General features: G+C 59.6%; 22 protein-coding genes, 1 tRNA gene and 2 pseudogenes. 15 read left to right on the top strand and 10 right to left on the bottom strand.

The features are described 5' to 3' along the window. The 14 genes and pseudogenes from NCCP436_RS14470 to NCCP436_RS14405 all read left to right on the top strand — a co-directional run. Window positions 1-222, top strand: a pseudogene (locus NCCP436_RS14470) (hypothetical protein); the annotation flags it as partial. Continuing rightward, window positions 219-434 (top strand): hypothetical protein, encoded by a 216-nt coding sequence (locus tag NCCP436_RS14465; RefSeq protein ID WP_220804688.1) that lies wholly within the window; start codon window positions 219-221, stop codon window positions 432-434. The pseudogene NCCP436_RS14470 and the gene NCCP436_RS14465, both read left to right, overlap by 4 nt. Before the next feature lie 179 nt (window positions 435-613). Beyond that, the gene (locus NCCP436_RS14460) at window positions 614-958 is read left to right on the top strand and encodes a hypothetical protein (protein WP_220804687.1); all 345 of its coding nucleotides are present in this window, start codon (window positions 614-616) and stop codon (window positions 956-958) included. 15 nt (window positions 959-973) lie between these two features. Next, a complete protein-coding gene (locus tag NCCP436_RS14455; protein WP_220804686.1) occupies window positions 974-1,147 on the top strand; it encodes a hypothetical protein in 174 nt (57 codons plus the stop codon). Continuing rightward, window positions 1,144-1,371, top strand: a complete 228-nt coding sequence (locus NCCP436_RS14450; RefSeq protein WP_220804685.1) for a hypothetical protein — start codon at window positions 1,144-1,146, stop codon at window positions 1,369-1,371. Before NCCP436_RS14455 ends, NCCP436_RS14450 begins: the two co-directional genes overlap by 4 nt. A gap of 20 nt (window positions 1,372-1,391) precedes the next feature. Then, window positions 1,392-1,613 carry a hypothetical protein gene (locus NCCP436_RS14445; protein ID WP_220804684.1) on the top strand — a complete coding sequence of 74 codons (222 nt, stop codon included), beginning with the start codon at window positions 1,392-1,394 and terminating at the stop codon, window positions 1,611-1,613. 133 nt (window positions 1,614-1,746) lie between these two features. Further along, window positions 1,747-3,042: a methyltransferase gene (locus tag NCCP436_RS14440; protein WP_259651503.1), complete on the top strand. Its 1,296-nt coding sequence runs from the start codon at window positions 1,747-1,749 to the stop codon at window positions 3,040-3,042. A gap of 18 nt (window positions 3,043-3,060) precedes the next feature. Further along, on the top strand, window positions 3,061-3,390 hold the full coding sequence (locus NCCP436_RS14435; protein WP_220804683.1) for a hypothetical protein: 330 nt from the start codon (window positions 3,061-3,063) through the stop codon (window positions 3,388-3,390). A gap of 3 nt (window positions 3,391-3,393) precedes the next feature. After that, complete coding sequence (locus tag NCCP436_RS14430; RefSeq protein WP_220804682.1) at window positions 3,394-4,620, top strand: zonular occludens toxin domain-containing protein; 1,227 nt, start codon at window positions 3,394-3,396, stop codon at window positions 4,618-4,620. 64 nt (window positions 4,621-4,684) lie between these two features. Continuing rightward, window positions 4,685-5,968: a hypothetical protein gene (locus tag NCCP436_RS14425; protein ID WP_220804681.1), complete on the top strand. Its 1,284-nt coding sequence runs from the start codon at window positions 4,685-4,687 to the stop codon at window positions 5,966-5,968. Next, window positions 5,965-6,960 carry a tyrosine-type recombinase/integrase gene (locus tag NCCP436_RS14420; protein ID WP_220804680.1) on the top strand — a complete coding sequence of 332 codons (996 nt, stop codon included), beginning with the start codon at window positions 5,965-5,967 and terminating at the stop codon, window positions 6,958-6,960. Before NCCP436_RS14425 ends, NCCP436_RS14420 begins: the two co-directional genes overlap by 4 nt. Before the next feature lie 52 nt (window positions 6,961-7,012). Then, the gene (locus tag NCCP436_RS14415) at window positions 7,013-7,255 is read left to right on the top strand and encodes an Arc family DNA-binding protein (protein WP_017361254.1); all 243 of its coding nucleotides are present in this window, start codon (window positions 7,013-7,015) and stop codon (window positions 7,253-7,255) included. Beyond that, entirely contained in the window at window positions 7,255-7,674 is a 420-nt protein-coding gene (locus NCCP436_RS14410) for a type II toxin-antitoxin system VapC family toxin (protein WP_220804679.1), read from the top strand. The genes NCCP436_RS14415 and NCCP436_RS14410 overlap by 1 nt, the downstream gene beginning before the upstream one ends. Before the next feature lie 19 nt (window positions 7,675-7,693). Next, a complete protein-coding gene (locus NCCP436_RS14405) occupies window positions 7,694-8,071 on the top strand; it encodes an excalibur calcium-binding domain-containing protein (RefSeq protein ID WP_220804678.1) in 378 nt (125 codons plus the stop codon). 82 nt (window positions 8,072-8,153) lie between these two features. Here the strand turns inward: NCCP436_RS14405 and NCCP436_RS14400 are convergent. The 6 genes from NCCP436_RS14400 to NCCP436_RS14375 all read right to left on the bottom strand — a co-directional run bounded on the left by NCCP436_RS14400 (window position 8,154) and on the right by NCCP436_RS14375 (window position 12,380). Next, a tRNA-Met gene (locus NCCP436_RS14400) sits at window positions 8,154-8,230 on the bottom strand. Between the two features lie 125 nt (window positions 8,231-8,355). Next, window positions 8,356-8,919, bottom strand: a complete 564-nt coding sequence (locus tag NCCP436_RS14395) for a DUF1285 domain-containing protein (protein ID WP_220804677.1) — start codon at window positions 8,917-8,919, stop codon at window positions 8,356-8,358. Between the two features lie 128 nt (window positions 8,920-9,047). Continuing rightward, entirely contained in the window at window positions 9,048-9,650 is a 603-nt protein-coding gene (locus tag NCCP436_RS14390) for a DUF4823 domain-containing protein (protein WP_220804676.1), read from the bottom strand. Between the two features lie 92 nt (window positions 9,651-9,742). Then, the gene (locus tag NCCP436_RS14385; RefSeq protein WP_220804675.1) at window positions 9,743-10,636 is read right to left on the bottom strand and encodes a radical SAM protein; all 894 of its coding nucleotides are present in this window, start codon (window positions 10,634-10,636) and stop codon (window positions 9,743-9,745) included. A 72-nt stretch (window positions 10,637-10,708) separates the two neighbouring features. After that, the gene (locus NCCP436_RS14380; RefSeq protein WP_220804674.1) at window positions 10,709-11,677 is read right to left on the bottom strand and encodes a GTP 3',8-cyclase MoaA; all 969 of its coding nucleotides are present in this window, start codon (window positions 11,675-11,677) and stop codon (window positions 10,709-10,711) included. A gap of 79 nt (window positions 11,678-11,756) precedes the next feature. Continuing rightward, a complete protein-coding gene (locus NCCP436_RS14375; RefSeq protein ID WP_220804673.1) occupies window positions 11,757-12,380 on the bottom strand; it encodes a TetR/AcrR family transcriptional regulator in 624 nt (207 codons plus the stop codon). Between the two features lie 228 nt (window positions 12,381-12,608). Here NCCP436_RS14375 and NCCP436_RS14370 point away from each other — a divergent pair. Next, a pseudogene (locus NCCP436_RS14370) lies at window positions 12,609-13,591 on the top strand (aminotransferase class V-fold PLP-dependent enzyme). Window positions 13,592-13,874: 283 nt separating this feature from the next. On the opposite strand, the gene NCCP436_RS14365 reads toward NCCP436_RS14370, so the two are convergent. The 4 genes from NCCP436_RS14365 to tmk all read right to left on the bottom strand — a co-directional run bounded on the left by NCCP436_RS14365 (window position 13,875) and on the right by tmk (window position 16,752). Next, a complete protein-coding gene (locus NCCP436_RS14365; protein WP_220804672.1) occupies window positions 13,875-14,657 on the bottom strand; it encodes a TatD family hydrolase in 783 nt (260 codons plus the stop codon). An 89-nt stretch (window positions 14,658-14,746) separates the two neighbouring features. Then, the gene (locus tag NCCP436_RS14360; protein ID WP_220804671.1) at window positions 14,747-15,103 is read right to left on the bottom strand and encodes a PilZ domain-containing protein; all 357 of its coding nucleotides are present in this window, start codon (window positions 15,101-15,103) and stop codon (window positions 14,747-14,749) included. Between the two features lie 37 nt (window positions 15,104-15,140). Next, window positions 15,141-16,127, bottom strand: coding sequence for a DNA polymerase III subunit delta' (locus tag NCCP436_RS14355; RefSeq protein ID WP_220804670.1), 987 nt, complete (start codon window positions 16,125-16,127; stop codon window positions 15,141-15,143). Then, complete coding sequence (gene tmk, locus NCCP436_RS14350; protein WP_220804669.1) at window positions 16,120-16,752, bottom strand: dTMP kinase; 633 nt, start codon at window positions 16,750-16,752, stop codon at window positions 16,120-16,122. The genes NCCP436_RS14355 and tmk overlap by 8 nt, the downstream gene beginning before the upstream one ends. Between the last annotated feature and the right edge of the window lie 5 nt (window positions 16,753-16,757).

Genomic DNA, 16,757 nt, shown 5'->3' with positions numbered 1-16,757 from the left:
CCGCTGCTCCGGCCCACCGAGATTGTCGAAGGCCGCGCTCCGGTGGTGCATTACATGGCACCGGGGCCGGATCGCTGGAAGAACCGTTCCCGCACCTATCAGGGCATTGCCGATGCCATCGCCGATCAATGGGGCCGTCATGTCATCGACGTGCTGAACGGCAAGGTGCGGGAGGCGGTGCCATGTCAGGCCAGCCTGGATCTGCTGGAGGTGCGGGCATGATCGTTCTCGACCTGCCTTCGCTGCTGATCCTTGGCCTGCTGCTGATCAACTGTCTGGTGGTCGGCTACTGGTTTGGCCGTATGGACGGCTCCCGCGTCGGCAGCAACCAGCAAACCTCGTCGCCTCCGGCGTCCGTGACTGGCCCGCGCGGTCTGCCTGACCGAACCGCGCAATCCCCGCCAGTCGCGGTCGGCGGTGGCGAAACGGGATGACAAGGGCCGCGGCCCTTGGTGTTGAACCAAACCCGCTGCACCAGCGGCGCTAACTGAAAACCTCGGCAAGTCGAGAAAACCACCTCGGGCAAAAAACGAAAGTTTGCCCGTGTGGACTCGCTCGGCCTGCTGAAAGGCAAACCCGCGCAATAAGGCGCAACCAAGCGAGGAAACACAACATGGCACGCACCACTATGGAACTGGCATTCATCAGCGCTGAGCGCGTGAAGTTCGACAACGTGGACCTGGTCAAGCTGTACCTGGGCGACGAACCGGACGGCGAAAAGGACGTGGGTATTTCGCTGCTCTCGATGCAAGTCTCCGAAGACGTCCGCGAAGAAGTGTGGAACGCCTGCAAAGGCCTCGACGTGCTGGAAACCGCCCGCGTAACCGTCGAGATCGAACGTGGCTCCAAGAACGCTGGCAAGTTCATCGTCCTGCACGTCGAGTCGGCCAAGCCCGCTCAGGCCAGCAAACCGGCCCCGCAAGCCGCCCAACAGCAGCAACAGGTGAAGGCCAACTAATCGGGAGGGGCGGCCATGCTGATCGAAGATCGGGTTTTCTGCGACTGCTGCGGAAACGATATGGGCAAGCTTATGGCGCTGCCTGCGCCGCAAAGCGACCTGCTGCCTGATCTTCGTCTGCCGCCTCATTTCGCAGTCTGTCCTGACTGCGAGCCCTTCGAATCTGACATTGAGTTTTCTGGCGAATGATTTACGCGCTCACCTGTGACGGTGCTTTATCGGTCGATGCAGGCGGTGCGCCCCTGTGTTCTGGCGGTTGGGTGCTGATCCAGCTGCCTGAACAGTTCGACCCGAGCCAATTAGACCCAGCCGTGCTGGCCCAATTGTTCGGGATCGGATTTTCCCTCGTAACCACCGTGCTCCTGATCGGGATCGGCTGCAAAGCCATTCTCGACTTCATCCGGCACGGCTGAACCTTCTGGAGAGCATCACCATGCAAAAAATCAAACGCGTTTCCCGTGATCTGGCACTGGCTCTGCCTTTCGCCGCCGTTTCCACCCTCACCTTTGCCGACGGCTGGGACTACAGCGCCGTCATGAGCGATGTGGACTTCGGCACTATCGCCACCGGCGTTCTGGCCGTCGCTGCGCTGCTGGCGGTGGTCTACGCCGGCATCAAGGGCGCCCGCATCGTCCTCGGCTTCCTGCGCGGCTAAAGCGCTCCACCACCCAGGCCGGCCCAGCGCCGGCCTTTCTCATTGCGAGGTCGTCATGCAAGCGCTGTGGGAATTCGCCTTCTTCTGCATCGGCTGTGCCTGCGCTTACGCCATTTTTTCGAGGTGGTGAGTGATGATGCCGGTCTTGCCGCTTCATGTGGCTGCTGCTCTGCTGTTGTTCTGGATGCTCCTTCTTCCGGTTTATGGTGATGAACTGGTTACTTACACTGCAAGTGGCCAGTCTCCGTATACGGCGCAAACTGAAACTGTTGGGCCGTTTTCCACTTATCAGGCCGCCTGCCAGGCACTTGCGAGCAAGTTTGGTTACAAGCTGACCCAGGTCACCAGCGCCGATGCATCGGGAGACTGTAAAGGTACGCGAGGCCCGGATGGGCAGATTTGGCATATCGGGACATGGGTTCGGCATGTCGAGCAATGTCCTGGTGGCGTGGCTGAATCAGGCTTGTCTTGCATGCCTCGTGATTGCTCAAATCTGTCACCAGGCATCTTCAAATCCCCCAGCGGCCCCATCATCAACTACGGTGGCCGCAACTACGTTTCCACCAGCTTCCCTCTGGGGTCGTCGGTGTGCTTCGGCGGCTGCTCCTACAGCATCGATAACACTGCTTCTAGTTGTTATAAAGATATCGGTTCAGCCGATACGGGTTATTGCAACCATATCGGCACTGGCACGGGTGATTCGTGTAATGAGCCGGATGCGCCTTTAGGTGCGCCGGGCGATGTGCTTAATCCCCCTGATACTCCGGATGTTCCTCCGTCTGACCCTAATGATCCTGGCTGTCCTCCTGGCTACGGATGGTCTGGTACTACCTGCGCAAAGAACCCTGACGACAATGGAAACCCGCCCGGGGGTGACACGGGAGGCGGTGATAACGGTGGCGATGATGGTGGTAACTCTGGAGGTGGTAACTCCGGGGGCGGTGACTCCGGGGGCGGTGACTCGGGAGGCGGCAATAACGGGGATGGTGACGGCTCCGGTAATGGCGACGGGGACGGCAATGGCTCCGGTAGCGGCAACACTGGCGGCGGCTCTGGTAATGGAAACGGTAACGGCGACGGGGACGGTGAAGGCGAAGGCGAAGGCTCCGGCCCTGGTTTCTGCGACGGCGACGACTGTGCTTTTGTAGCTCCTAGTTATTTTGGCGGTGCTGAAAAGATTCCCGGCTTTGACGAGTCATTCCAGCGCGTCTATGACGGGGTGCTCAACTCACCGATAGGCAGCGCGGTGACCGGTATTGCTTTCCCCTCGGGTGACGGCGTGTGCCCGTCCGGCTCCGTCAAGCTGTTCGGCCAAAATGTTGTCTTTGATGGTCACTGCACTCTGTGGCCGCAGATATCCGGCATTTTCACCGCTCTCATGATCGCAGTCTGGTCACTGCTAGCGGTGCGTATTGTCCTGTCCTCGTAGTGCCGAAAGAGGTGACTCATGCTTGAGAAACTAGGTCGTTTCGCTGATTGGCTGTGGTCGTTCCCAAGTAAGTTGCTGGACTGGCTGCAGGATGTCTATGACTCATTTGTTGAGTTCTTGGAGAGCTTCCCTCAGTGGGTGTTCAGCGGCATCTGTGAAGCGGTCGTGAAGTTTTTCGAGGCCATCCCGGTGCCTCAGTTCTTTCATGATGCTGCTAACGCCATGCAGAGCATCCCGCCCGAGGTGATCTTCTTCACTTCTATGTTCAAGCTCGATTTCGGCGTCACGGTAGTCTTGCTTGCCTACCTGGTTCGCTTCGTGATTCGCCGTATTCCGCTCATCGGGTGACCCATGGCCATTGATGCTTACACCGGCATGCCCGGCCACGGGAAAAGTTATGGCGTTGTCGAACACGTCATTATCCCGAGCCTTAAGCAAGGGCGGCATGTTGTGACAAATATCCCGCTTGAGGTAGATGCGCTGCTGGCCGATTTCGGCGGCACTATCGATCAACTGCCAGCGGACTGGTATGAGCGCCGTGACCTGGCCGAACTGGCTCCCAATGGCTGCGTGCTGGTGCTCGATGAACTCTGGCGCCGCTGGCCAAAGGGGCAAAAGACCAACGCCGCACCACTGGAAGATAAGGCCCTGCTGGCTGAGCACCGCCATCGTGTCGACGACAAAGGCCAGTCCATGCGGGTCATTCTGGTAACTCAGGATCTTGAGCAAATCGCCTCCTGGGTCACGCTGTTGGTCGAAACCACCTACCGTATCGTCAAGAAGTCCAAGAAGTTCTACCGCGTCGATATCTACCGGGGTGCCGCCAAAGGTCAGCGGCCGCCGAAATCGGCCTTGCTGCGGCAAACCGCTGGCACCTTCAAGCCCACCGTGTGGTGCTACTACAAGTCCGCCACGCAATCGGCCACGGGCGAGGTGGGCGACGAATCCAAGGCCGATGGCCGCGCTTCTATCCTGCGCTCCTGGGGCTTGTGGGGGTTGTTGGCGATCATCGTCGGCGGTGCCTCCTTCGGCGTATACGGCATCAACCGGTTCTTCTCGCCAGAGCCACCGCCCTCCCAGGCAAGGCACGCCCAATCAACACAGGCCAAGGCCGAGCCAGAGGCGCAGAACCGAACCCATCGGGCAGCCGCTGCGGTGTACAGCACCAGACCGGATGGCCCCGTCATGTCCCTGACATGGCGCGTGGGCGGCTACGTCCATTCGCCCACTGGCACGTGGTCACCACCCAGGCCAGAGCCTGAACCAACCGAGGCCACCTACTGGCAGGACTACGACAAGCCCCGACACGTCAGCAAGACCGCCCGCGTGGTGCTGATATCCAACGGCGGATTGACGCGGATTCTCCCTATCAGCGAATGCCGATTCTTCCCAGGGCAGCTGGACATGTACTGCGACGTAGACGGTGAACGGGTCACGCCCTGGACGGGCCGTGGAGCGGTAACCAGCGTGATAGATCCGGTGGCGTCGGTAAGTCCGGCGCGCCGCGAACCTGACACCGGCGCTGGTCAGCGTAGCGCAACCGGCGCCGGTGCCAGCGCGGCGCAGCCGGCTCCCTGACGTCCCTGTAGCACGTCAGATAAACAGATTTTAGTAACCACGTTACACCAGAGAGATACAGAGAATGAGCGCACCAAAGGACTACTACCGCATTGATATCGAAACGGGGAAAGAGAACCCGAAAAGTCGTCTGTTCTGTGATCCTCGGGCGGGCGGTTTCGTGGATCTATCCGGCGTTCGAATCCTGGCCTGCAGCGTCGATACCGTCCGCCAGTTGTATCGCGGTCTGATCCGTCCTGAAATCATGTGCCTGTTCGATAAGCCCGGCACCATCGTAGATTTCGCTGGCCAGCGTTGGCACTCCGGGCGTGTTAGCAAGGACTCTGGCTACCAGTACAAGCTCCAGAACGCTGACCTAGGCATCATCCTGCTGATCAAGAACTTCAACGCTAAGATCGAAAACATCGGCCCACACCTGAAAATCGAGGTGTCACCGCATGCCATCGACCAGTTCTGCCCCGAGCGCCTGCAGGAACGCCTGGACTACTACGCCGGCCATGTGCTGACCAACGTCGAGCGCAACCAATGCGCGGTCCACCTCGCGCTAGACCTGCAGGGCTGGCAACCGCCCGCTGATCTGGTCGCCCGGATGCACTGCCGCGCACGCGCAGCCCGTGATATCTCCGGCATCAAGGAAATCCAGTGGACGCTGGAGTCTGCCACCTACGGCAAAGGCCAGTCCTACCTGTTCGGCTCTGCTGGTGGCGTCCAGCTCGGTATCTACAACAAGACAGAACAGGCCCGCTCCATCGACAAGCTCGACTACTGGGAAGGCGTCTGGAGGCGTCGCGATAGCTTCGACGAAGCCGATCCGGACAACTACGACCCAGAGCAAGACGTCTGGCGTGTCGAACTGCGTTACCACCACTCTGTCATCCAACAGTTCGCCTCCGGCTCGTTCGATCTGCAGACCGGCCAGACCATCGAAACCAACAGCTACGCTGCCTTCGCTCCACACCTCGACGGCTTGTGGCGCTATGGCCTGCGCCAGTTCAAGCTGCTTGCCCGTCCTGGCTACTTCGAACCGATCTGGACGTTGATCCGTGACGACGTGCGCGTGGATCTGCCGGTGGATTCCCTGGTGGATGAAACCGAGTACAAGCGCCAATACAAGACTTCGCGGGGCTTCTCCGGCAAGAACGTGGAGCTGTTCCTGGGAAACTTCGTCAGTCTGCTGGCACGGGAGCGAGTGGGCGCTAGGCGAGCATTTCACCGGCTCAAGGATTGGGAGTGCTGGCCGGTGATCCGCGACCACTATGCCGCCAAAGGCATGGATGAAGACGGGCTGTATAAGCACATCAAAGGCATCCTTGAAGAACGCCATGTTCGTTGGGGGCGTGCTGTATGACGGCCAGGAAAGACGGCAACACCTGGACCGCCGACTTCTACGAAAACGGCCGCTCGGGTCGTCGTATTCGCAAGAAGGGTTTCAAGACCAAGGCCGCAGCCCAGCGCTATGAATCGGAGTTCTTCGCCAGCCTCAACACTACCGGCCGGCCGCTCGATGATCGCCTGTCGGATCTGGTGACGCTCTGGCATGACCTGCACGGCTGCTCGCTCAAGGATGCCAAGCACCGCCTTGCACGCACCCTGGCCACGGTCGAACGTCTCGGCAACCCGATGGTCTCCGACTTTGATGCCCTCGCCTGGGCACGCTATCGCCAGACCCGTCTCAAGGACGTCAGCCCGCACACCGTCAACCATGAACAGCGCTACCTGTCGGCTGTCTTCTCCGAACTGATCCGCCTGGGTGCCTGGGTCGGCAACAACCCGTTGGCCAAGGTTCGCCAGATCAAGACCGACCAGACCGAGCTGACGTTTCTGACCTTGCAACAGGTCGAGCAACTGCTGGAAGAGTGCAAACGCTCGACCAACAACCATACCTATCCGGTTGCGTTGATCTGCTTGGCCACGGGTGCTCGATGGGATGAAGCCGAGTCCCTGCAACGCGGTGCCATCTTCGGCGGCAAGGCCCACTTTCACCGGACCAAAAACCGTCAGTCCCGGTCGGTGCCGATCCCCAAAGAAGTCGAAGAGATTGCATTAAAGGTGGGTATGCCCGGCAATGGCCGGCTGTTCATGCCCTGCCGGTCGGCATTTCGATCTGCTTACCAGCGTTGCGGCTTCCACACACCTGGCCAGATGACCCACATCCTTCGGCATACCTTCGCCAGCCATTACATGATGGGCGGTGGTGACATCCTGGGCCTGCAACGGATCCTCGGTCACTCGTCCATCACCATGACCATGCGCTATGCACATCTGTCGCCTGATCATCTGGAGTCGGCGCTTAGGCTCTCCCCTCTCAATCAGAGCGGTCATGCCGTGGTATGCGTGTAACTTGCGTGCATGTATGCTATCAATGATTGCACTGAATCCATGGGAGGTAACTATGGCCGCCATCACTATTCGAAACCTCGACGACGATCTGAAAGCTCAGCTCCGCATTGTCGCGGCTAGCCACGGTCGCTCGATGGAAGAAGAAGTCCGGTTCATCATTCGGCAGGCTTTGTCACGTCAAGAAAAGCGTGGGGGCTTAGGCAGTCGTATTCACTCCCGCTTTGCCGCTGTCGGTGGAGCTGACCTTGAATTGCCCGAGCGCAAAACCAAAGCCCGTGCAGCGAGCTTCGATTAATGATCCTGCTTGATACCAACGTGCTGTCGGAACTCATGCGTGCTAAGCCTGCCCCTCAAGTTCTGGAATGGGTTGACGCTCAGCCTGCCGGGGATCTGGTAATTACCTCGATCACCGTTGCGGAAATTCTCTATGGCATTGCCCGGATGCCTGACGGGAAGCGCAAGCAAGGATTACTCGATGTAGCCTCGATCATGTTCGATGAAGACTTCGCGGGCAACATCCTGCCGTTCGATGCAGATGCCGCTGTGCACTACGCAGAGATAGCCGCAGAAACCGAGGCGAAAGGGAGAGTGGTTGATATGGCCGACGCGCAGATCGCTGCAATTGGTCGGCTACATGATGCCGTGATCGCAACTCGCAATATTCGCCACTTCGAAACGCTGGGCGTTGCCTTGGTAGATCCCTGGAACGTCTAGTCCGGGTAAGGAATGTGCTATGAAAAAATGGATTGTGTTGCTAGCTGTCGGCTTTGGGATCTGGCATTTCTATTTCAACCAACCTGCAAGCCCAGTGATTACCAATATTTCTAACGATGGCACATTGCTGAACGAGCCGATAATCAAGCAGCCATCGGAAGGCTTCTCGCTCAATAGCTTTTTGCCGTCTTTCAGTTCAGGCAGCTCTATATCTTCGTCTCCTGTATCCGCTGCTAGAGATTCACAGCAGGCGGCGAAGTATCGCTGCGATGGTCGCACTCATTGTTCGCAGATGAGATCTTGTGAAGAAGCTACCTTCTTTTTGAACAATTGCCCTGGCACGAAGATGGATGGCAACCAGGACGGCGTTCCGTGCGAGCAGCAGTGGTGCCGCTGAAGCGTAGACAGGGTGTAGTCACTTCGTAGTCACTACCCCAGAAACGACAAAGGGCTAGCCGAAGCTAACCCTTTGAAAAATATGGTGGCTACACCGGGACTTGAACCTGGGACATCAGCATTATGAATGCTGCGCTCTAACCGACTGAGCTATGTAGCCGACGGCGCGCATTATTCTATTAGCTACACGCACTGTCAACTAGGCGATGCATATTTTTTTGCATTTTCAATCGCTTAGCAGGTGACCCGGGCTTTTTCGGGCAGTCAGCGCGCCTCCAGTCACGATTAGTCCGGTGAAGGCCCGATGGGAAAGAATTGTCCCGAACTCCATACGCCGAGCCACATCTGCCCATTGAGCGGCTGCTGCACCGCCAGCCCCACCAATTGGTAGAACACGTTGCGGTGAATCAACGCTTCGAGGTTGCGCCGTACGTGGATATACGGCGCAGGCTCCTGAGTAAGCGGATCGAGTACCACGCGAATGGGATGTTCCGGCCCGGCCACCACCTCGTCCTCAACATTGGTAGTGAAGCGCAATAACTGGCTCTCACCCTCACCGTCGACCTGCAGGGTAACGGCGACAAAGGGCGAGTCCTCTACCTGGATACCTACCTTTTCCACCGGGGTGACCAGGAAATAGTCATTACCATCACGACGGATGATGGTGGAAAACAGTCGCACCATAGGCTTGCGACCGATGGGCGTACCCATGTAGTACCAGGTACCGTCACGGGCAATGCGCATGTCGATATCGCCGCAGAAATCCGGATTCCACTTCTCTACTGGAGGCAGCCCCTTGCTCTGGGGAATCTGCGTCAGCAGATCGCCGGCCTTGCCTGGATCGCTCATGGGATACCTCGCTCCTCTGCGAATCGTTCAACGGTCATGAGGATACACTCGGCAAGTGCACGTGTGCATGGACACGCCAAAATCCAGCCATAAACAACAGCTGGCTCGACTACCCAGGCGCCACCTACTTAGCGCCCGACTCCCAGCAGACTGCGCGCGTAGTCGCGCAACGGCGGGCCGATCAGATCCTGCGGCTGGGCATCGTAAAAGGTCAGAAAACCGCCACGACTGCGGATGCGTACAGTGTCCACCAGGTAGCGGGTATTAGTCTCGATCAGCATCAGCTGAATCACAGCTCGATCCGTGCCAAGGCGATCCAGCGCTTCCTGATCCTCCCACTCCTCCAGCGTGCCAATACGATCGTCGCTATAGGCGAAACGGCCATATAACAGGTAGTGGGCACCGGCAGCTCGCGCCTCGCTCATGGCTTCCTCCATACCCAGCGGCGCCTTGGCCCGGCGCACCAGCGGGAAATACTCGACAAAACCCTTGAACGCTTCCTCGGCTACCACATTGGGGCGTGGGTAGCCGTGGCCCGGCGGTACAAAGTGGCCCTGGGCGATGTAGATGAAGGAGTCCTGCTGCAGGCGTCGTGAGGCCATGCGCTCAGTGCGGCCGTGGTCGAGAAAGCCGGCGTCGCGCAGGTGGTACTCGGCACCGTCGGCCAGGTCGCTGACCTTCATGCAGCCCCCCAAACCCAGCAGGGCGAGCAGCAAAAACAGGTTACGCATGAAAAGCTCCTCCTCGTGCCGGCGTCGGAAAACCGGCGGACAAAGGACAGATGCAGATTCTGCGCCAGAGATTCACATCAGCCATGGCAAGGCTACAGGCCGCGCTGCCACTCCTGACGCAGATTGGCCTGCTGCGGCCGCTCAATGGCGTTGCGCACCTCGGTCAGCAGCCTTTCTTTGTCCCGTCCCAGCGCACCCTTGAGCACCAGATAGTTGGATGCATGGTCGCTGCGAAATACCGTCTGCTCCAGTTCGAGCCCTTGCAAAAGGCGTTCTAGCTCCCGGAACAACTGCTGCTGGCTCAGAGGCCGGTAGGCCGGAAAACGCTCGCGAAATCGCGCCTCACCATAAGGAAAACTGACCACCAGAGTGGACAGGTATTCCGGCTGCGCCGCATTCATCAGTCGCGCCGAGCTGTCGGCGTGCTGCTCGCTCAGGAGCTGGCCACCGAGGCCATTGAGAATCATCACCGAGCGGCTGATGCCGGCCTGCCCGAGCTTGTCCAAGGCGCTCAGGCTGGAGTCGAAGGTCTCGCCTTTGCTGGCCCGCATCAGTACCTCATCATCGCCGGACTCGCAACCAACATAGGCCATCTTCAGACCGGCGTCGGCCAGCTCACGAAGCTCTTGCACCGACTTCTTGCGCAGATTGCGCGGCAAGCAGTAGCTGGATACCCGGCGCACCTGCGGCATGTGCTCGCGGATCGCCTCAAGGATGTTCAGAAGCCGTCGCGTCGGCAGCACCAAGGCGTCGCCGTCGGCCAAAAATACCCGCTGGACGATCAATTGCTGACCGGCGCAACGAATCTCCTCCAATACCTGATCTTCGTCACGGGCACGAAACTTCTTCTGCGGCGCGGTGTACATCTCACAGAACGTGCAGCGGTTCCACGAACAGCCATTGGTCACGGGCAGGATCAGCGAATGCGCCTCACTTGGCGGACGAAACACCGGCTCGATGTAATGAATGGGAAATGCCAGGGACATGGACAACTCTCACACCAAGAAAGGCCCGCACAGTCTATCCCCACAGCTGCTGACTGCCGAGCCACACCCTGCTCAGCCACCGATGATCTTCATCACCGTAACACCACCGGCAAAGGCCAAATCCTGCTTGTCGGCCAGGGCCCGTACCAGCAGCCGCTGCAGCGCCGGCAGCGCCTGGTGATGGGGTTTATCCAGCAGATCACCGATGAAATGCCGGTTGCTTGAGGACAGGCAGCCATGCAACCAACCGGTAGAAGACAGGCGCAGGCGCGAACAGGTACGGCAGAACGGCACGCTCTCGTTGGCGATCACGCCAAAATGCCCCAGCCCGGGGATGCTGTAGCGCATGGCCGTGGCATCGACCGGTGCATCAGTCTGGACGTACTGGTAACGCTCGGCGATCAGCGCCAGCAGGTCGTTGAGGCCAACGAACTGCTGATTGAAGGCATTGGCATCGCGCGCCAGATGGCCCATACGCATCAGCTCGATGAAACGCAGCTCGAAGCCTCGCTCCAGGCAATAATCAAGCAGCGGCAGCACCTGGTCGAGGTTCTGTCCGCGTAGCGGCACCATATTGACCTTGACCTTCAAGCCGGCATCACGCGCCGCCTCCAGGCCGGCAAGCACCGTGGCCAGGTCACCGCCCCGGGCAATGCGGCGAAAGGCGTCGCTATCGAGTGTGTCGAGCGAGACATTGAGACGGCGGATACCCGCCCCCAGCAACAGTGCAAGGCGCCGCTCAAGCAGTTGACCATTGGTCGTCAGGCTGATGTCGTCGAGATCAAAGCGACCGATCTCACGCAGAAAGGGTTCCAGACGGGGGCTGACCAGTGGCTCGCCGCCAGTGATACGCAAGCGCTCGATACCGGCGGCTTCAATCAGGTAAGCCACTCCTCGGGCCAGCGCCTCTGCCGACAGCTCGTCCTGAGAGGCGACCAAACGCTTGCCGTTGGGCACGCAGTACGTACAAGCGTAGTTGCAGGCAGCCGTCAGACTGACGCGAAGATTGCGAAAACGTCTGCCCTGGCGGTCGACGATCATGGTTCACTCCGATCCGGTAAGGCCCGGAGTATATCGCCCTACCGGTGGCGAAACAGTCCAGCCACCGACAAGGCAGCACTCAGGCATCGCGGCGGCGGCGATTGCCCATGCGTACACCAATATCCATGAGGAACTGGAAGAAACCTTCCTGATCTTCCAGCACATTGCTCCAGAATGGCGAGTGGTACAACGCCACGGCACCATGCACCAGAGCCCAGGCTGCGCAGTAATGGAAGTACGGAGGCACGTCCTCCAGCTTGCCCTCAGCGATGCGCCCCTTGATCAGTTGGGTCAGCCGATCAAAATTGGAGGCGCGAATACGGTGCAGCTGCTCGACCATCTCCGGCACCTGATTGCCCTTGACCACCTTCTCCTCCAGACGGTCGAACAGCCGATAGCGCTGCGGGTCACGCATACGGAACTCGAAGTAAGCACGCGACAGTGCTTCCTTGTCCCGGTCGACATCAGAGGAATGCAGCAGCTCGTTCAGGTCACGCTCGTAGTCGAGCATCAAGCGCAGGTAGATCTCCGCCTTGGACTTGAAGTGCTTGTAGATTGTGCCTTTGCCGATACCAACCGCATCGGCGATCATCTCGACGGTGACGCTGTCTTCCCCTTGTTCGAGGAAGAGTTTCAGCGCAGTGTCGAGAATTTCTTGCTCACGGCGACGGAATTCGCGGACCTTACGGGGTTCTTTCTGCATAAAGGGACTAGAGAGTCAAAAATCGAAGCTGTCTATTATGCCCAAATGCATTCAAATTGCACGGATCATCCGACCATGTACGCATTTCATGATGAGTTTCCCCAGGAAAGCGGCCTGCGTTACCTGAACCACGCGGCGGTCGCCCCTTGGCCGAAACGCAGTGCTGAAGCGGTTCAGCGGTTCTCAGAGGTGAACGTAAGACAAGGTGCATGCGACTATCCTGACTGACTGAAAGTCGAGCGAAGCCTACGCGAACGCCTTATGCGCCTGTTGAACGCAACATGCACGGGTGATATCGCACTGGTCAAGAACACCTCAGAAGCACTGTCCTTCGTGGCGTTCAGTCTGGATTGGCGGCCTGGTGACCAGGTGATCATCAGCAACGAGGAATTTCCCTCCAATCGCATCGCCTGGCTTGCCCTAGCCGACCGTGGGGTCGAAGTGATTGAAGTGAGTCTGCAGGGGCGCGATCTGGAAGCGAACCTGCTGGCAGCCATCACCCCCGCGCACACGGCTGATGTCGGTCAGCGCAGTGCAGTTCGCCAGCGGCCTGCGTCTGGATCTGCCCCGCCTCGGTCAGAGCTGTCGCCGGCATGGTGTATTGTTCTGCATCGATGCTATCCAGCAACTCGGCGCTGTTCCCTTCGACGTGCAGGCCTATGATTGCGATTTCGCCATGGCCGATGGTCACAAGTGGATGCTCGGCCCGGAAGGCCTCGGGGTGTTCTACTGCCGTAGCGAAGCTCGCAACCACCTCAGACTGCATGAGTACGGCTGGCACATGCTCGAACATGCCGGCGACTACACCCGCCTGGACTGGCAACCGGCCCGCAGCGCACGACGATTCGAATGCGGCAGCCCGAACATGCTCGCTGCCTTTGCCCTGGAGGCCAGACTGTCATTGCTGGAGCAAGTGGGCATGGATCAGGTTGCCAAACTTCTGGAAGAACGAGTGCAGCATCTGAGCGATGGGTATCCGGGCTCTGCCCGCTGCCACACTACAAAGCCCGACCGAAGCACAGCGGCGCGCCGGCATCGTCAACTTCAGTCTGGCCGGCTGGGACAGCACCACGCTATGTCAGCGTCTACGCCAGGAGCGAGTGATCGGTATACTGCGCGGCCCCGGCATGCGTCTATCGCCGCACTTCTACACCTCTGTGTCGGTAATCGACGAGACTATCGACGTACTGACCAACCTGGCTGGACGCTGAAAGGCGCAAGCGACGTACAGCCCTTCGGTCGTGCCGCCAGGCGACAAAGGCTGCGTCGGACTCAGCAGCTTCCCGGGTATTCCAAATCTGTTTAAAAAATGCACGATCTGCTCTGGACGCCCAGAGCATATGACCAATACTGAAGCTTACTGGTGCACGGCATCCCCCCAAGTGCCCCGCCAGCCAAGGTAGCGTGGATCGCGTACCTTGATTTACTCCTAATGATCTTGACCCGGATTCGCCCCCCCAGAATCCGGGTTTTTTTTGCCGTCACCCGGCAGACTCAGGCCACTCGGGCTAGTGGGAACAACCGCTTGAAGTTGCAGCTGCTCTGCTCGGCCAGGGTCTCGAAGTCCACACCGCGCAGATCGGCAAGGAATTGCGCCACCTCACGCACGTATTGCGGCAGGTTGGGCTTGCCACGATGTGGAACCGGCGCCAGATAGGGCGAATCGGTTTCCACCAGCAGACGATCCGCCGGCACCTGTCGCGCCACCTCACGTAGCGCATCGGCATTACGGAAGGTGACGATGCCCGATAGCGAGATATAGAAACCCAGATCCAGTGCTGCGCGGGCCATTTCCCAATCCTCGGTGAAGCAGTGCAATACGCCAGCCTGCGGTAGCGCTGCCTCACGCAACAGTGTCAGAGTGTCGGCGCGGGCTTCGCGGGTATGCACAACTACCGGTTTGCCAGTGATGCGAGCGGCCTCCAGATGCAACCGGAAGGATGTCTGCTGCAGGGCGGCCGACTCGGGTTCATAGTGGTAATCCAGCCCCGTCTCACCAATGGCTACCACCTCTGGATGCGCCAGCTCGCCCAGCAACCAGTCCAGCGCCGGCTCGGCGCCAGGCTGCAGATCCAGCGGGTGAATCCCCACAGAGCAGTCGACATCCGCATAACGCGCCGCCAGGCTGCGTACTATCGCGGCATTTTCGGCGCTGACGCCAATGCACAGGAAATGCCCGACACCGACGGCACGCGCAGCATCCAGAGCTGCATCCAGCGAACCGCCATGGGCAGCAAGGTCAAGACGATCAAGGTGACAGTGGGAGTCAATCAGCACAGCAGAAAACCCGGCACAGGAAAAACACCGGATTGTAATCGAAAGCATTCACGGGCTGGAGGCCAGCCGGCGAACAGACGACCCGATGGTTACATGGTATGGGTCGGTCGATCCGATTTCAACGCACCGGCAAGGTAGGTCTCGATCTTGTTGCGGGCGGTGTTGTCGCCATCGTTGAACTGCACCCCGACCCCCGCGGCGCGGCTACCCTGAGCGCCCTTGGGGGTGATCCACACCACCTTGCCGGCCACGGGAATCTTTTCCGGTTCGTCCATCAGGTTGAGCAGCATGAACACTTCGTCACCAAGCTTGTAGTTCTTGTTGGTGGGAATGAAGAGGCCGCCGTTCTTGATGAAGGGCATATAGGCCGCATACAACACGGATTTGTCCTTGATGGTCAGGGACAAAATGCCGTTACGGGGCCCCAGATTGGGTGGCAGACTCATCGACACATTCCTGACGTCTATTGCATGAACACCGATTCTAGCCCGGCCCGGGCAGGCTTGCCCACTGCACCAGCAAGGCTTCGAGAAGCAGTACACGGTTCAGGTTAGCCTTGCCCAGCACCTTTTGCCGCTGCCCCAGCAGCCACTCCTGGATGGCCAACACCCGAGGCTGTGGTGTCTTGTCGGCCAGGTACTGTACCACCTTGCGCATGTCGGTCAGCCCCAGCCCGCTTTCGTCATGGGTCAGTTGGTAACGCAGGATCAGCTGCGCCCACTCACAGAACCAGTCGAACAACAGATTCAGCGGCAAGGCGTTCCAGCTCTCGGCCAGTTGGCTGGGGGCAACCTGCTGTTTGAGCAGCTTCTTGACCCCGTCCACCACCTGCGCTCGCTGTTCCCGCACACCCTGCTCATGCAAGCGCTGGGCGGCCAGCGGAGAGCCGGAGGCCAGTGTCAGCAGCTCGGTCCGCCCCTCTTCGCTCAACTCCGGCAGAGTCTGCGCCAGCCAGGACAGACTCTGCTCCTCCCCCGGCAGCGGACAGGACTGCTGCACGCAGCGACTCCGGATGGTTGGCAACAACCGGCTCGGCTGGTGACTGATCAACAGCAGCACGGTATCGCCGGAAGGCTCCTCGAGACTCTTGAGCAGTGCATTGGCAGCATTAAGATTCATCGCCTCGGCCGGCTCCAGCAGCACGACCTTGCGACCACCGAGCTGTGCGGTCTGCACCACGAAGTCCACCAGTTCACGTACCTGATCGATCTTGATCGGCTTGTCCGCCTCCTCAGGTTCAAGCACAAAGCTGTCCGGGTGAGTGCCTGCAGCCAGCAACTGGCACGACTTGCACTGACCGCAGGCATCCAGGCCGCTACGGGCGGAACAAAGCAGATGGGCCATCAGGCTCTCGGCCAGAATCCGCTTACCAATGCCCGCCGGCCCTTGCAGCAGGTAGGCATGGGCATGCTGACGGCGCCCCGCCAGTTGCTGCCAGAGCGGCACCTGCCATGGATAAAGCTCAGCCACGACAGGCCTCCAGCAGCTCCGGCAACAGTGCATCGATATCAGCCTGCACCTGCGCCAGGGACTGGCCTGCATCCATCACCCGGTAACGCTGCGGCGCCTGTGCAGCACGCTGAAGGTAGGTTTGGCGCACTGCCTCGAAGAAGCTGCGCTGCTCCTGCTCGAAACGATCCAGACGACCACGGGCTGCGGCACGGGCCAGGCCGATTTCCACCGGCAGGTCAAAGACCAGCGTCAGATCCGGGCGCAGCTCGCCCTGGACGAAATGCTCCAGCTCGGCGATACGCTCGCCGGACAGGCCGCGACCACCGCCCTGGTAGGCATAGGTGGCATCGGTGAAGCGGTCGCAGATCACCACGCAGCCGCGCGCCAGAGCCGGACGTATCACCTGCTGCAAATGCTGGGCACGTGCGGCAAATACCAGCAGCAGCTCGGTATCGGCTGCCATGGGTTCGTCACTCGGTGCTAGCAGCAGTTCGCGAATCCGCTCAGCCAGTGGCGTACCGCCCGGCTCGCGGGTAAGCAGAACCTCTACGCCGCGACCGCGAAGACGTTCGGCCAGATAGTCGCGATTGGTGCTTTTGCCGGCACCTTCCGGGCCTTCCAGGGTAATAAACAGACCAGTCACGAAGA

Origin of the sequence: Pseudomonas sp. NCCP-436, assembly GCF_019656335.1 — a bacterium.
Lineage (GTDB): Bacteria > Pseudomonadota > Gammaproteobacteria > Pseudomonadales > Pseudomonadaceae > Aquipseudomonas.
Note: the sequence above shows the minus strand (reverse complement) of the source record. Positions and strands in the feature narration are given on the sequence as shown.